The following is a 15,110-nucleotide window of genomic DNA, read 5'->3' as shown; positions in this document are numbered from 1 at the left end:
GGGGGGGGGGGGGGGGGGGGGTTTTTTCCACAACACCCCCCCCCCGCCCCCGGGGGAGCCTCCTCGCGCAGGTGCCGGACGAGCGGCAGCAGCCGGGCGCGGCCCCGGGCACAGCGGCTCTTCACCGTGCCGACCGGTACCCCCAGCAGGTCGGCGGCCTCGGCGACGGGGTAGCCCTGCATGTCGACCAGGACCAGCGCCGCCCGCTGCTCGGCGGGCAGTCCGGCGAGCGCGGCGGCCAGCTCGCGGTGCACCTCGGCACGGACCACCGGGAAGTCGGCGGGCTCGGCGGAGCCCACCAGGGCGTCCAGCCGCTGCGGGTCGTCGTCGAGCGGCTTGGTGCGCCGGGTGGCGGTGCGCCGGGCGCGGTCCAGGCAGGCGTTGACCACGATCCGGTGCAGCCAGGTGGTGACGGCCGCGCGGCCCTGGAAGGTGTGGGCGGAGCGGAAGGCGGACACCAGGGCGTCCTGGAGGGCGTCGGCGGCCTCCTCGCGGTCGCCGAGGGTCCGCAGGGCGACCGCCCAGAGCCGGTCGCGGTGGCGGTTCACCAGCCGGCCGAAGGCCTCCCGGTCCCCCGCGACGTGCCGGGCGAGGAGCGCCGCGTCGTCGTCGCCGCGCTGCGGTCCGTCCTCCGCCACGTCCACCCCTCGCCGTCCGCGCCCCGCCGCCGCAGCCCGCCGGTCAGCCGAAGACCTTCACGTCGGCGATGTGGCCCTGGTACTGCCCCGCGTACTGCATGCCCTCCGGATTCTTGGTCAGGCCGGTCAGCCAGATCAAGAGGTAGCGGGTGGTCACCGGGCTGTCCAGCTGGTACGCGAGGGTGGTGCCGGTCTCCTTGCCGAGGATGGTGTAGTCCTTCGGCTTGGCGGCCGGCGGGTTGCTCACGCCCTTTCCGGGCACCCGCAGCTCGGCCGTCGCGGGGGTGCCGAGCTTGACGGTGACGCCGGAGACCGTCTGCGTCGAGCCGAGGTCGAGCAGCAGGCCGGTGCCCTCCTTGATCTTCGGGAAGGGGTCCAGGTACCAGCTGGTGGTCCACTCGCTGTTCGGGTCGCCGTCGGTGGCCTTGTCCAGGGCGGAGGTGCCCTCCGGGCCGCCGCCCAGCGGGTTGTAGGAGATCGCCTGCGCGACCGGGATCGCCACCGGGTCGTGGGTGGCCGCGTGGGCGGTGGGGGTGGCACTGGTGCTGCTCGGCTGGGGGGCCGCGATGGCGGTGCTCTCCGGGCGCAGGTAGTCGACCAGCTGCCAGGAGGCCGCGCCGATGGCGCCGAGGGCGACCGTCCAGGCGGTCACCTTGACCACCCGGCGCAACCGTCGCCCGGCGCGCCGCACCGGGGCCGTCACGGGGGTCGGACCGGTGCCGGGGGCGGCGACCACCCGGGTCGGGTTGGGCGCGGTCGGCAGGGCGTGGGTGTTGTGGCGCGGCGGGTTGGCGAAGACCGGCAGCTCGGGCTCGGGCTGGCGGATGCGCGGCATCAGTGCGATCGCCCGGGCGAGGGCCTCGGGGGTGGTGATCGGCTCGGCGTGGTGCGGCGGGTGGTCGAACAGGGCCCGGGCGGCCAGTTCGGACAGGCCCTTGTGGACCCCGGCGCGGACCTGGTCGGGGGCCACCTCGCCGAGGTTCCTGGGCAGGCCCTTGAGGTCGTAGCGGTCCTCGGGGAAGGGCCAGCGGTGGGTGAGCGCGGCGAACAGCAGGGCGCCGATGGCCCGGGTGTCGGTGCGCTCGGCGTCCTCGTCGGCGCCCTCGGCGGGCAGCCCGCGCAGGGCGGCGTCCACCGCGATGCCGTTGATCCGGTACTGCCCGCTGTCGGTGCGCAGCACGCAGCGCGGGGTGAGCCGCAGATGGGCCTGGTCGCGCCGGTGCGCGGCGGCCACCGCGTCGGTGACCTGACGGACCATCTGGTAGGCCTCGTGGGGCTCCATCGGGCCGTCGGCGAGCAGCTTGGCGAGGTCGGAGGCGTGCGGCAGCCACTCGCGCACGACGTAGACCAGCTCGCCCTCCTGGACGGCGTCCAGGACCTGTACGAAGCGCGGGTCGCCGAGCAGGGCGGCCGACTTGGCGGCGGCCAGCACCTTGCGGGCGCGCTGGTGGCCGGCGGCCATCAGGTGCACGCCGACGGCGCGGCGCAGCTTCTCGTCGACCGCGCGCCAGCTGCTGAAGGTCTCGGTGGAGGAGATGCACTCCTCCAGCCGGTAGCGGTGGCCGATGAGGTCGCCGCTGTGCCGCAGCGGGGCGGGCAGGGTCTGCGGCAGGGTGGCGGTGTCCCGGGGGTCGTGGGTGGGCTGGGGGTCCCGGGGCGGGCGCTTGGCGGCGGGGCGGCCGGCGGCGGGGTCGGCGGACGCCTTGGCGGCGGCCCGGCGGGCGGCGTCGCCGGCGGCCAGTTCGGCGGCGATCTCGGAGGCGGACAGCGGGGCGGTGATCTCCGAGGTCTCCTCGCTCCCGGCCGGGGCGACGGCCTCGTCGCCGGGGTCCTCGCCGTCGTCGCCGTCATCGCCGTCGTCGCCGTCCTCGGGGGCCTCGCCGTCCTCGGAGTCACGGACGTCCCCGCCGGGGCGGGCGCCCTTCCCGGTGGCCGCGCCGGCCCGGGCCGTGCCGTCGGCGAGTTCGTCGATCGCCGCGGCGAGCGCGGCCTCGTCCGCCGCTCCGTCAGCTGCTGACGTGTCGACGACCGCCTTGGTGCCATCAGCCACCGTGGTCCAGCCTCCCCTTGTGTCGCCCCGGGCCTGAGAGAGAGTCGTTGGAGCGCTTCGGCCGGTGGCCCCGGTGCTCCAGGACAATTGTGCCCACTGTTCTCCACCGGGTACGACCGCCGGAAGGTCCGAGCGGTTGCCCGATGGTGGAGAGATGTGGTGCAGATCGGCTTCGGGCCGCCGGGCCCCGGCCCGGGACGGGTCCGGGGCGCGCGGCGGCCCGAAGCCGGATCAGCGGCCCAGCCGGCCGCGCACCATACCCAGCATGGCGTTCAGTTCCTCGATCCGCAGCCGCTTCGCGATGAGCACGAAGACGGCCAGCTGGAGTCCGCCCGCCACCAGGACGGTCAGCACGGCCCCGGTCCAGCCGCCGACCACCCGGGTGATCGCCAGGCCGGCGCCCAGGCCCACCAGGGCGGCGGGCACGGAGGCCGCGGCGAGCCGGGAGTACGTCCTGCCGATCCGCTTGGTGTCCAGGCCGCCGATCTTCTTCTTCAGCTTGGGCACCGCGACCGTCACTCCGACGGCGTACGCCAGGCCGTAGCCGAACGCCATGCCGATGACCGTCCACTCGGCGGGCAGCAGCACCCAGCAGAGCAGCGAGAAGCCGGCCTGACAGGCGGCCACCCAGACGGTGTTGGAGAACGGCGTGCGGGTGTCCTCGTAGGCGTAGAAGCCGCGGAGCATCACGTACTGCGCCGAGTAGGGGATCAGGCCCAGCGCGAAGGCGGAGAGCATCAGGCCCACGTTGCGGGCGTTGTCCAGCGCGAGGTCGTCGCCGCCCACCGCGTAGATGGACTGGCCGATGGCCGGGCCGAGCGCGAGGAAGAAGAACGCCGCCGGGACGACCGCGACGGCCGTGGTGCGCAGCCCGTGCGAGAGGTCGTCGCGGACGGCTCCGGCGTCCTCGTCGGCGGCCGCGCGGGAGAGCCGGGGCAGCACCGCGCTCATGATCGAGACGGTGATGACGGCCTGCGGGAGCTGCCAGATCAGCAGGGCGTTGGAGAAGGCCGCGAGGCCGACGCCGCCGTGGCCGCCCGCCTCGGCGTCGCTGCCGGCGGCGGTGGCCAGCTGGGTGATGACCAGGAAGCCGGCCTGGTTGGCGAGCACGAAGAAGAACGTCCACTTGGCCAGCCGGGCCGCCTTGCCCAGGCCGTGGCCGCGCCAGTCGAAGCGCGGGCGGTAGGAGAAGCCGGCCGCCCGCAGGTACGGGATCATCGCCAGGGACTGCACGGCGAGGCCCACCAGGGTGCCGATGCCGAGCAGCCGGACGCCCTCGGGGGTGATGGTCTCCGGGGTGACGCCGTCGAAGCCGCCGTACACCCAGATGTAGGCGCCGAAGGTGAAGATCACCACGATGTTGTTGAGGACCGGTGTCCACATCATCGCGCCGAAGCGGCCGCGGGCGTTGAGGATCTGGCCCATCACCACGTGGATGCCCATGAAGAAGATGGTCGGCAGGCAGTACCGGGCCAGCGCCACGGTGGTGTCCGCGCGGGCCGGGGTCTCCATCATCTTGTGGGCGATCAGCTGGACGAGCAGCGGGGCCCCGAGCACGGCCAGGAAGACCACGCCGGCCAGGCCGACCATCACCAGGGTGAGCAGCCGGTTGGCGTAGGCGGTGCCGCCGTCCGCGTCGTTCTTCATGCTGCGGACCAGCTGCGGCACGAAGACGGCGTTCAGGGCGCCGCCGCCGATCAGGATGTAGAGCAGGGTCGGCAGGGTGTTGGCCGCGTTGTAGGAGTCACCCATCACGGCGATGCCGATCGCGCCGGCGATCACCATGGTGCGCAGGAAGCCGGTGCCCCGGGAGACCAGGGTGCCGGCCGCCATGATCGCACTGGAGTTCAGCAGCGAGGCGACCTTGCCGCCGCCGGCGGTCCTGCCGCCGTCCTGCGGGGGGGCCGTGGGGGCGGCGTGCTCCTCGGCCGTGAGGTCGGCGAGCGGCTCCACCGCGGGCGGCAGCTGCACCGCGGCCACCTGCAGGGTGGCCTCGTCCTCGGCGAGGGGCGGGTCGAACTCGATCGGCGGGACGAAGGGGCGGTGCCCCTCCGGGCCGTGGCCGCCGGGGTGGCCGCCGGGGCCGGGTGCGTACGGGGCCTGCGGCCCGTGCTGCCCCGGGTACGCGCCGGCCGGGGGGAACGGCGCGGGCGGGGCGGGCGGGAACGGCGCGGCCGCCGGGTGCGGGGCGGCGGGCTGCTGAACGGGGGGTTGCTGAACGGGGGGCTGCTGGGCCGGCGGGCGGGGCGCCTCGGCGGTCACCTGGTGGCCGCCGAACAGCGCGTCCACCCCGACGTACTCGGTGGACTCGGAGTCCCAGGCGGAGTGCGCCGGACCGGGCTGCCACTGCTGCCCGCCGCCCCAGGCCGGGACCGGGGCCGGCTGGCCCGCGGGCGCGGACGGACCGGCCGGGGCGGCGGCCTGCGGCGGCAGCTCCTCGTGCCGGCGGTCCCGCGCCGGGGTGTCCCAGCCGGGCTGCACCGGCGGCACCGGCGGCGAGAACGGCGTCGGCGGCACCGGCGCCGGGTAGCCGCCGCCCTGCGGCGGCAGCTGCGGAGGCACGTCGTACGCGGCCGCCGGCTGCTGCGGCGCGGCCGGCCGGCCGGCCTGCAGGCCGTACGGGTCCTGCTCGCCCGGACCGCCCTGGTACGCGTCGGCCGCGTACGGGTCCTGGGCGTAGGTGTCGGCCACGTACCAGTCGCCGGACGGCGACTCGGCGCCCGGACGGACCTCTCCGCGGCCCGGAGGCCGCTCCTCGCTGCGCCCGGTCATGTCACCTCTTCGCTGTCGTGGGGGAGGCCGCCACGGGATCGGGCGGTGTCGGCGGTGTCAAGGACCAACCTTCTCATCACTGGTGGCCCGATCCCGGCCATCCGCGCTGCTGTCGTGCGGTGTCCCCGCGGCACCGCCGGCGCCGTCCCGGCCGTCCGGTCCGTCCCCGGCACCCTCCCGCGGACCTTCCGCCCGGTCGCCCGCCGGTCCGTCCGCCGGGTCGTCCGAGGGGCCGTCCGCCGGGGCGAGCGGCGCGTCGCCCTCGTCGTCGTGCACCACCCGCCGCTTGCGCTGGCGCAGGAAGCGCAGGGCCGCGAGCAGCAGCAGCACCAGGCCGCCGCCGAAGACGTACAGCACGCCGTTGGTGACCGAGGTGACCTCGACCCTGAACACCACCGGCGCACCGTAGGGCTTCGGGTCGGGCCCGGTGGTGTACAGCTGGGCGGTCATGTTGACCGTCCCGTTGTTCTTCGCCTCGGCCGGGAAGCGCAGGGTGACGCTCTGCGAGGCGGGCAGCACCAGTTCCTCCGCCGGCAGCTCGACCCGCAGCCGGTTGGGCTGGCTCGGGCTCAGCACCAGTTTGAGGTTGGTGACCGTCTGGGTGAGGTCGTTGCGCACGCTGACCTGGAGCACCCCGGTGTCACCGGCGAAGGTGATGACCCGCTTCGGCGGCACCTTCACCGCCCGGGTGAGCTCGTCGAGGTAGCTCTGCACTCCCTCGCGGTAGACGCTGCCCTCCGGGCCCCGGGTGCGCCACTCGGTGGACAGCGAGCGGACCATGGCCGCGCTGAACGGCCCGCGCACCCGCTGCGGCAGGGTCAGCACCTGCATCAGCGTGTCCAGGTCGGCCTGGATCCGGGTGGTGGCGGTCAGGTCGGCGGCGGGCAGCTCCGAGTCGCGGACCCGGGCCGGGTAGTCGGTGGGCGCCGGGACGGCCGTGTTGGCCTTGGGGTCGGGCGCGGCCTGGGCGAGTGCGTCCAGCCTGGCCGGCTCCACCCACTTGCCGTCCTGGGCCGCCTGGAGCGCTCCGGCCAGCACCTTGGCGGTGGCGGCGGTGAGGTCGCGCGGCGGCATGACCAGCAGACCGCGCGGGTTCTGCGGCTCCTGCCGGGAGATCACGAAGGTCTCGGCGAGGAAGCGCTGCACCGCCAGGGTCTGGTCCTGCGGGGCCGGCAGGTCCTCCTCGAACAGCGAGGAGACCACCTGGTCGGCGACCACCGCGCTCTGGCCGTTGCCGATCGGCCGGACGGCCGAGGGGGTGTACTTCAGCACGTCCGACTCGGGCATGCTCCCGCCGTTGACCAGCACCAGGCCGGCGCCGGCCCGCTGGGCGACCGAGGCGATCCGCTGGTCCAGGTAGCCCCGGTAGGGCCAGGCGACGTCGGAGCGGGTGTCCACCGAGAGCCGGCCCTCCACGGTCAGCCGGCCGGCGGTGGCCGCCTTGCCGAGCGCCGCGTCGATGCCCTCCAGCTCGGGCGCGTTGTGCGCGATCGAGGCGAGGTCCGGGTCGGCGTAGGGCAGCGCCACCACCTGGCTGCCCGGCTTGGCGACCGCGGCCCGCAGCTTCTCCAGCCAGGCCGTGGCGGCGGCCGTGCCGGTGCCGCGGACGGTGTTCTCCTCCTTGGCCGCGTTGCCCGCGGTGCCGGGCTTCTGCACCCGGTAGTCCCTGGTCATCGCGAACGCGGTGTCCAGCAGGTCCGGGTCGACCACCCAGGTCAGCCCGGTCAGCGAGGAGCCCGTCTCGACCAGCGCGTACAGCCGCCCGCCGGGCGCGAACTCGGCGGCCAGGCTGTCGTCGCGCAGCACCGGGACGGTCTGGTCGTTGTCGGAGAGCGTCTGCGCGGCCAGCACGGGGGCGTGCACCAGCGGCCACAGGGTGGTGACCCTGGACGGCTGCGCCTCGGCCGGGGTCGGGTTGTACGGCAGGAAGGTGCGGGCGATGCCCAGCGGGCGGTCGCGCCCGTTGTCGGCGGTCGACCCCCAGACGTCCACCGCCAGCTCGTACACGCCCTCGGTGGTGAGCTGCAGGTCGGCGACGGCGACGCTCAGCGTGTACGGCTGGCTCTGGCCGGGGCCGAGCTCGTTCAGCGCGTACTGCGGGCTGTCCAGCGAGATGCCGTCCGACCCCTGCGGGGTGGTCCGGGTGAGCACCCCGGCGACCTCGCTGCGGGTGGTCAGCGGCTTGCCCGCCCAGGGCTTGCGGACCGTCGCGTGCGCGGACTTGAGGACGGACTTCCCGCCGTTGGTGACGTGCCCGGAGACGGTCACGGTGCCGTTCGGCACCGCCACCGGCTTGTTCACCGACTCGATCGTCATCGTCACCGGGTACTCGGCGGTGACCGTCGCGTCGGCGGCCGGGCGCGCTTCGCCGGTTCCGGCCGCGGGCGCCGCGGCCGCCGGGAGGCCGGGCAGGGCCGAGGCGAGCACCAGGGCGGCGCCGAGCGCGCCGGCCAGCCGCCGGGCGGTTCGTCGCAGGACCCGGCCGGGGCGACCGTCCGCCTGCTGTCCGGGGTGCCGTGCCGGCTCACTCACGCGGTTCGCCCTCGCTCACGGGTTCGCCCTCGCCGTTCTCGATCGCTGCTGCTGGTGCCGTGCTGCTGCGGATGTTCCGCCGGCCGTGGGGGGTGCCGTGAGGATCAGCCGTGGAAGAACATGGGGCCGCCCGTCGCCAGGGCGGCCATGACGGCGCCCGGCACCGCGACCCGCCGTCGGTGTCCCGGAGTCGTCCCACCGGCATGGTAACGATGTGGTGAGGGCCTCGGTGTTGCGGGCCGGGGGGTGAGCGGGTGGAAACGCGCGGGCGACGGGGCCGCCGGGCCACGTACCCTTGTGAGCCGTGTCCACTGCCAATGAGCCCACCGCCCACCCGACCGGCGCCCATCATTCCAGTTCCGCCGTCCAGGCCGCCCCCGGCCTGAGCGAGGCCCAGACCCGGGGCCTCCAGGAACTGCTGCGGGTGTCCCCGGTCGCCGACGAGATCGCCCGCCGCTTCCAGGCGGCGGGTCACCGGCTCGCACTGGTCGGCGGCTCGGTACGGGACGCCCTGCTGGGCCGGCTCGGCAACGACCTGGACTTCACCACCGACGCCCGTCCGGAGCAGGTGCTCAAGCTCGTGCGCGGCTGGGCCGACGCGGTCTGGGACGTCGGCATCGCCTTCGGCACGGTCGGCGCGCGCAAGGACACCCCCCAGGGCTCCTTCCTGATCGAGATCACCACCTACCGCTCCGAGGCGTACGACCGCACCTCCCGCAAGCCCGAGGTGACCTACGGCGACACCATCGAGGAGGACCTGGTCCGCCGCGACTTCACGGTCAACGCGATGGCCGTCGACCTGCCGGGCCGCGGCTTCGTCGATCCGCACCGGGGTCTGGAGGACCTCGAAGCCCGGGTGCTGCGCACCCCCGCCACACCCGAGGAGTCCTTCTCCGACGACCCGCTGCGGATGATGCGGGCCGCCCGGTTCGCCGCCCAGCTGGACTTCGAGCCGGCCCCCGAGGTGGTCGCGGCGATGACCGCGATGGCCGACCGGATCGCCATCGTCTCCGCCGAGCGGGTCCAGGCCGAGCTCAACAAGCTGCTGCTGTCCGAGCACCCGGTGAAGGGCCTGCGGCTGCTGGTCGACACCGGACTCGCCGACCACGTGCTGCCCGAGCTGCCCGCGCTGCGCCTGGAGCGCGACGAGCACCACCGGCACAAGGACGTCTACGAGCACTCGCTGACCGTCCTGGAGCAGGCCGTCGGCCTGGAGCAGGACGGCCCGGACCTCACCCTGCGGCTGGCCGCGCTGCTGCACGACATCGGCAAGCCGCGCACCCGCCGCTTCGAGCCGGACGGCCGGGTCTCCTTCCACCACCACGAGGTGGTCGGCGCCAAGATGACCCGCAAGCGGATGCGCGAGCTGAAGTACTCCAAGGAGCTCACCGAGGACGTCTCGCGGCTCGTCGAGCTGCACCTGCGCTTCCACGGCTACGGCGGCGGCGAGTGGACCGACTCGGCGGTGCGCCGCTACGTCACCGACGCCGGCCCGCTGCTGGAGCGGCTGCACAAGCTGACCCGCTCGGACTGCACCACCCGCAACAAGAAGAAGGCGGCCGCGCTCTCCCGCACCTACGACGGCCTGGAGGAGCGGATCGGCGAGCTCAAGGCCCAGGAGGAGCTGGACGCCATCCGTCCGGCGCTGGACGGCAACCAGATCATGGAGCTGCTCGGCCTCAAGCCCGGGCCGATGGTCGGCAGGGCGTACAAGCACATGCTGGAACTGCGGCTGGAGCAGGGCCCGCTGGAGCACGACGCCGCGGTGGCCGCGCTGCGCTCCTGGTGGGAGGCCCAGCAGTAGGACGCGCGGCGGACGGGGCGGTCCCGGGGAGCACCCGGGAGCGCCCCGTCCCGTGCGCCGGGCTCAGATCTTCTTCAGGCAGAGGACGAAGCTGAGCGCCTCGGTGCTGGAGTCCCGGGTGTAGGTGCTCTCGGTGCCCGCCACGTTCTCGCAGGCCTTGTCGTCGTCGCTGGTCGCGTAGACCTTCTTGAGCACCTTGTACTGGGCCCGCGGGTCGGTGCAGGGCAGCATGGTGATCCGCGGGTGGGCGTCGTGGGTGGCGGTGGTGCCGTTCTCGTTGCGCAGGCAGTCGCCCGCCTTGGCGTAGTCGATGTCGCCGGGCACCGTGGTGGCGGCGGACGGCGTCGGCAGGGTGATCGTCGGGGCCGGAGCCGGCGCCGGCGGCAGCGAGAAGCTCGGCGAGAACGTCGGCACCGGGATGGTCACCGTGGTCGGCGTGGGCAGCACCAGCGGCCGGTACGGGTCGTCGTGCTGCCGGGCGCCGAGGAACGCGCCGGTGGCGATCAGGACGATCGTCGAGCCGATCCCGAGCACCGGCAGCAGCAGCATGAAGATGTGCGGGCGCTTGGTGAGCGGCACGCCCGGGTCGAGCTGCGGTCCGTGGGTGCCGGGCGCCGGCGGCGGCAGGTCCTTGATCCGGTTGTGGGCGGCGAGGTTCCGCAGCAGGGTGACCACGGTGAAGATGCCCGACAGGTAGCCCCACCAGCCCTGGACCAGGGTGCGGGCCGACATGTCGCGGACCACGGCGGTGCCGCAGGTGCGGCAGAACGGTCCCGGCTGCTTCAGGAACCGCATGATGATGATGATGCCCTGGTGACCCCGGACGGTCGTGTCGACGGCCGGGAAGCCGCCGCAGAACCGGCAGACCGGTCCGCCCTGGTGGGCGTAGCCGGCCGGCGCCGGGTAGCCCCCGGCCTGCGGCGGGTAGGCGTAGCCCCCGGGCGGGGCCTGGGCGGGCACGCCGTACCCGGGCGGGGCGGCCGGCGGCGGCGCGGCCGGGTAGCCGTAGCCGGCCGGCGGCTGCGGGGTCGGCGCGCCGTACGGGGTGCCGGTGGCGTACGGGTTGGCGCCGTCGGCGGGCGGCGTCGAGCCGTACGGCATCTGGGGCGGCGGAACGGACAAGGGGATCCCCCGGAAACAGGTCGGGTGGCGGTCGGTCAGGACTTCTTGACCGGCGGGACGCCGGTGAGCGGGCCGAGGCAGAGCACGTACCGCTTCTTGTTCCAGCGGCGGCCGCTCTTGCCCGAGACGGTGCTGGTGGTGCCGGCGGTGCTCCGGCACCGGCTGGTGTCGGTGGTGGAGTCGAAGGTGGCGAGCACCTTGTAGTTCGCCTTGCTGTCGGTGCACTTGACCACCGAGACGTCGCGCGAGCCGGAGGCCTTGACGCAGTCGCCGGCCTTGGCGCTGCTGACGCTCGGACCGCTGACGAAGTAGGCGGTGATCAGGGCGGTCACGCCCAGGACCAGGCCGGCCGCCTTCAACCGGGCCTTGCCGCGGCCCTTCGCGGCCGGTGCGCCGTCCGGCAGCGGGGCCGGCGGGTAGCCGTGCGGCGAGGGCTGGCCGTAGGGGGCCGGCGGATGGGGCTGCGGCGGGTACGGCTGGTGCGGGTACGCGGGAGCGGCCTGGGCGCCCGGGTGGCCGTAGCCGGGCGGGGGCGGCGGTGCGCCGTACCCGGCGGGCGCGGGCTGGGGCACGCCGTACGGCTGCGGTGCTCCGTACGGCTGGGGCGGCCCGTACGCCTGGGGTGCGGGGCCGTACGCCGGCGGTGGCCCGTACGGATTTGGCGGTGTGCTCATCAGATTGTCCCCCGAGACAGACTGCTGTCGCTGCGACAGGTCTGACGTACCTTAGCGACTCGCGCCGACGTCCCCGGGGAGCGGGCCGGTCCGCCGGGCGGCGCGCAGGTAGAGCACGGCCGAGGCCGCGTACACCGCCGCCACGCCCAGCACGACCGTCACCGAGCGGCCGGAGAGCGGCAGCACCAGGGCGGTCACCAGGGCGGCGGCCACGAAGGCGACGTTGAAGAGCACGTCGTAGATGGCGAAGACCCGGCCGCGGTAGTCGTCCTCGACCGACTCCTGCACCACGGTGTCGGCGCAGATCTTGGTGCCCTGGGTGACCACGCCGAGCAGCAGCGCCGCGATCAGCGAGGGCACCAGGCGGAAGTGCAGCCCCAGCGCGGGCACGAAGAGCACCGGCGCGGCCAGGCAGAGCGTCATCCAGCCGGCCAGCCCGAGCCGCCGGCTGCACCAGGGGCTGATCACCGCGGCGATGAAGAACCCGGCGGCGGAGAGGCCGACCGCCTGCCCCAGGGTGGCGAGGCCGGCCGCGCTGTCGGCGGGATCGTTGAAGGTGTACCGGGCGAGCATCACCACGACCACGATCAGCACGCCGTAGCAGAACCGGGCCGCGGTCACGGCGGCCAGCGCGTGGGCCGCCGGACGCCGGTCGCGCACCAGGTGGGTGACGGCGGCGTGCAGTTCGCGGGCGGCCTGGGCCAGCGCCTGGCCGAGGGCCGGGCGGCCCGGGTGGTGCTCGGGGCCGAGCAGGTCACGGTCCATCCGCAGCGCCGCCAGCGCGGCGGAGAGGTAGAGGAACGCGGCGATCGAGACCAGGGCGGCGTCGGCCCTGGGCCCGGGCGGCATCAGCTGGTGCAGCAGGAAGCCCAGCCCGCCGCCGCAGGCGGCCGCGACGGTGCCCAGGGTGGGGGAGAGGGCGTTGGCGGTGACCAGCTGCTCGCCCCGGACCACCCGGGGCAGGGCCGCGGACAGCCCGGCCAGGATGAACCGGTTGAGCGCGGTGACCAGCAGCGCGGAGGCGAAGAACATCCAGGTCGGTGCCTGGGCCACGAGGAGCCCGCCGGTCACCAGGCCGAGTCCGAAGCGGCCGAGGTTGCCCAGGTAGAGCACCTGGCGGCGGCGCCAGCGGTCCAGCAGCACACCGGCGAAGGGGCCGATCACCGAGAACGGCAGCAGCATCACGGCCAGCACCGAGGCGATGTCGGCGGGCGAGGACTGCTTCTCCGGGGAGAAGACGACGTAGGCGGCGAGGGAGACCTGGAAGACGCCGTCGGAGAGCTGGGACAGCACCCGCGCGGTCAGCAGCCGGCGGAAGTCGCGGCCGCGGAGCAGGTCGAGGAGCGTGGCGCGGTGCGCGGCCCGGTGGGTACTGCCGTTCTCGGTGATCGCCACCTGCCCAGGGTGCCATGGAAGGGGCCGGTGTTTCACGTGAAACATCCCCCGGGACGAGGTGAACGGGCCCACGGTCGTCGACCGTGGGCCCGTCCGGTGCCCGGGCGGACCGGACTCAGTGCCCCGGGGTGCTCGGGCACGGCGTCCGTTCCGGCGTGCGGTTCAGCGCTCGGTTCAGCGCTCGACCTCGCCGCGGATGAACTTCTCGACGTTCTCGCGGGCCTCGTCGTCGAAGTACTGGACCGGCGGGGACTTCATGAAGTACGAGGAGGCGGAGAGGATCGGGCCGCCGATGCCGCGGTCCTTGGCGATCTTCGCGGCGCGCACGGCGTCGATGATGACACCGGCGGAGTTCGGGGAGTCCCAGACCTCCAGCTTGTACTCCAGGTTCAGCGGGACGTCGCCGAACGCACGGCCCTCCAGGCGGACGTAGGCCCACTTGCGGTCGTCCAGCCAGGCCACGTAGTCCGAGGGGCCGATGTGGACGTTGTTGGAGCCCAGCTCGCGGTCACGGATCTGCGAGGTGACGGCCTGGGTCTTGGAGATCTTCTTGGACTCCAGGCGCTCGCGCTCCAGCATGTTCTTGAAGTCCATGTTGCCGCCGACGTTCAGCTGCATGGTGCGTTCGAGGATGACACCGCGGTCCTCGAACAGCTTGGCCATCACGCGGTGCGTGATGGTGGCGCCGACCTGGGACTTGATGTCGTCACCGACGATCGGCACACCGGCCTCGGTGAACTTGTCCGCCCACTCCTTGGTGCCGGCGATGAACACCGGGAGGGCGTTCACGAAGGCGACCTTGGCGTCGATGGCGCACTGGGCGTAGAACTTGGCGGCCTGCTCGGAGCCGACCGGCAGGTAGCAGACCAGGACGTCGACCTGGGCGTCCTTCAGGGCCTGCACGACGTCGACCGGGGCCTCGTCGGACTCCTCGATGGTCTCGCGGTAGTACTTGCCCAGACCGTCGAGGGTGTGGCCGCGCTGGACGGTGACGCCGGTCGGCGGCACGTCGCAGATCTTGATGGTGTTGTTCTCGGACGCCGTGATGGCGTGCGCGAGGTCCTGGCCGACCTTCTTGGCGTCGACGTCGAAGGCGGCGACGAACTCCACGTCACGGACGTGGTAGTCACCGAACTGGACGTGCATCAGCCCGGGGACCTTGCCGGCCGGGTCGGCGTCCTTGTAGTACTCGACACCCTGCACCAGCGACGTGGCGCAGTTGCCCACACCCACGATGGCTACGCGAACCGAACCCATTCCGGTTGCTCCCTGTGATCTCATGAGCGCCGCCGGGGATCGGCGGGACTCGTCCTGCTTCTTCGATGACTGCTGACGGGCGCGTGACGCGCCCACTCCTGCCGCGCGGCACAGGGCTGACGCGGTGTCAGCGCTCCTGGGAGGAGCGCCCCGGGCGGTCGTACGGTGGCCCGGGCGGGTCCGCGGACCCGTCCTCCTGGCCTCGGCCGTCCGAAGTCTTGGGTCCTGCGGGGCCGGTCGCGCCGGCCGACGGGCCGGTCCGGCCGGTGCGGTTGGCGCGTTCGGTCTCGATCAGCTCGTTGAGCCAGCGGACCTCGCGCTCCACCGACTCCAGTCCGTGCCGCTGCAGTTCGACGGTGTAGTCGTCGAACCGCTCGCGGGCCCGGGCGAGCGAGTTGCGCATCCGCTCCAGGCGCTCCTCCAGCCGGCTGCGGCGGCCCTCCAGCACGCGCATCCGCACGGCCCGGTCGGTCTGGCCGAAGAAGGCGAAGTGCACGCCGAAGTGCTCGTCCTCCCAGGCGTCCGGGCCGGAGTCGGCGAGCAGTTCCTCGAACCGCTGCTTCCCCTCGGCGGAGAGCCGGTAGACGATCTTGGACCGCTTGCCGTTGAGCGCGGTGGCCGGGACGTACTCGGCCTCCGGGTTGTCCTCGACCAGGAAGCCCTGGGCCACCAGGTTCTTCAGACAGGGGTAGAGCGTCCCGTAGGAGAACGCGCGGAACGAGCCGAGCAGGACGTTGAGCCGCTTGCGCAGCTCGTACCCGTGCATCGGGGCGTCGTGGAGCAGTCCGAGAACGGCGAACTCCAGCACTCCTGAGCGCCTGCCCACTGCCGTCGTCCTCCCTTCTCCGGCCGGTCCGCGACCCGCC

9 protein-coding genes and 1 pseudogene (1 of these 10 only partly in view) are annotated in these 15,110 nt (G+C 73.9%); 1 reads left to right on the top strand and 9 read right to left on the bottom strand.

Annotated elements, in window-relative coordinates; translation table 11 throughout:
* From sigM to ACF1AK_RS07395, 4 genes and pseudogenes are all read right to left on the bottom strand, one after another.
* A pseudogene (gene sigM, locus ACF1AK_RS07410) lies at window positions 1–638 on the bottom strand (RNA polymerase sigma factor SigM); its annotated part reaches 52 nt to the left of the window's first position; the annotation flags it as partial.
* Between the two features lie 43 nt (window positions 639–681).
* Window positions 682–2,688 carry a serine/threonine protein kinase gene (locus tag ACF1AK_RS07405; RefSeq protein ID WP_391497771.1) on the bottom strand — a complete coding sequence of 669 codons (2,007 nt, stop codon included), beginning with the start codon at window positions 2,686–2,688 and terminating at the stop codon, window positions 682–684.
* A gap of 231 nt (window positions 2,689–2,919) precedes the next feature.
* Window positions 2,920–5,460, bottom strand: coding sequence for a murein biosynthesis integral membrane protein MurJ (murJ, locus tag ACF1AK_RS07400; protein ID WP_391497770.1), 2,541 nt, complete (start codon window positions 5,458–5,460; stop codon window positions 2,920–2,922).
* A 57-nt stretch (window positions 5,461–5,517) separates the two neighbouring features.
* Window positions 5,518–7,992 carry a DUF6049 family protein gene (locus ACF1AK_RS07395; protein WP_391497769.1) on the bottom strand — a complete coding sequence of 825 codons (2,475 nt, stop codon included), beginning with the start codon at window positions 7,990–7,992 and terminating at the stop codon, window positions 5,518–5,520.
* A 382-nt stretch (window positions 7,993–8,374) separates the two neighbouring features.
* Between ACF1AK_RS07395 and ACF1AK_RS07390 the strand changes: the two genes are divergently transcribed.
* Window positions 8,375–9,796 (top strand): CCA tRNA nucleotidyltransferase, encoded by a 1,422-nt coding sequence (locus tag ACF1AK_RS07390; RefSeq protein WP_391498041.1) that lies wholly within the window; start codon window positions 8,375–8,377, stop codon window positions 9,794–9,796.
* A 63-nt stretch (window positions 9,797–9,859) separates the two neighbouring features.
* Here ACF1AK_RS07390 and ACF1AK_RS07385 read toward each other — a convergent pair whose 3' ends face one another.
* The 5 genes from ACF1AK_RS07385 to ACF1AK_RS07365 form a co-directional block, all read right to left on the bottom strand.
* Window positions 9,860–10,918, bottom strand: coding sequence for a hypothetical protein (locus tag ACF1AK_RS07385; RefSeq protein ID WP_391497768.1), 1,059 nt, complete (start codon window positions 10,916–10,918; stop codon window positions 9,860–9,862).
* Between the two features lie 35 nt (window positions 10,919–10,953).
* On the bottom strand, window positions 10,954–11,592 hold the full coding sequence (locus ACF1AK_RS07380; protein ID WP_391497767.1) for a hypothetical protein: 639 nt from the start codon (window positions 11,590–11,592) through the stop codon (window positions 10,954–10,956).
* Between the two features lie 51 nt (window positions 11,593–11,643).
* Window positions 11,644–12,987, bottom strand: coding sequence for an MFS transporter (locus tag ACF1AK_RS07375; protein WP_391497766.1), 1,344 nt, complete (start codon window positions 12,985–12,987; stop codon window positions 11,644–11,646).
* A gap of 174 nt (window positions 12,988–13,161) precedes the next feature.
* Window positions 13,162–14,244, bottom strand: coding sequence for an inositol-3-phosphate synthase (locus ACF1AK_RS07370; RefSeq protein ID WP_391497765.1), 1,083 nt, complete (start codon window positions 14,242–14,244; stop codon window positions 13,162–13,164).
* A gap of 127 nt (window positions 14,245–14,371) precedes the next feature.
* On the bottom strand, window positions 14,372–15,070 hold the full coding sequence (locus ACF1AK_RS07365) for a helix-turn-helix transcriptional regulator (protein WP_391497764.1): 699 nt from the start codon (window positions 15,068–15,070) through the stop codon (window positions 14,372–14,374).
* Between the last annotated feature and the right edge of the window lie 40 nt (window positions 15,071–15,110).

The organism is Kitasatospora sp. NPDC015120 (genome assembly GCF_043080305.1).
In the GTDB taxonomy this organism is placed as follows: domain Bacteria; phylum Actinomycetota; class Actinomycetes; order Streptomycetales; family Streptomycetaceae; genus Kitasatospora.
The sequence above is the reverse complement of the archived record's forward strand: the minus strand, read 5'-3'. Positions and strand labels throughout refer to the sequence as shown.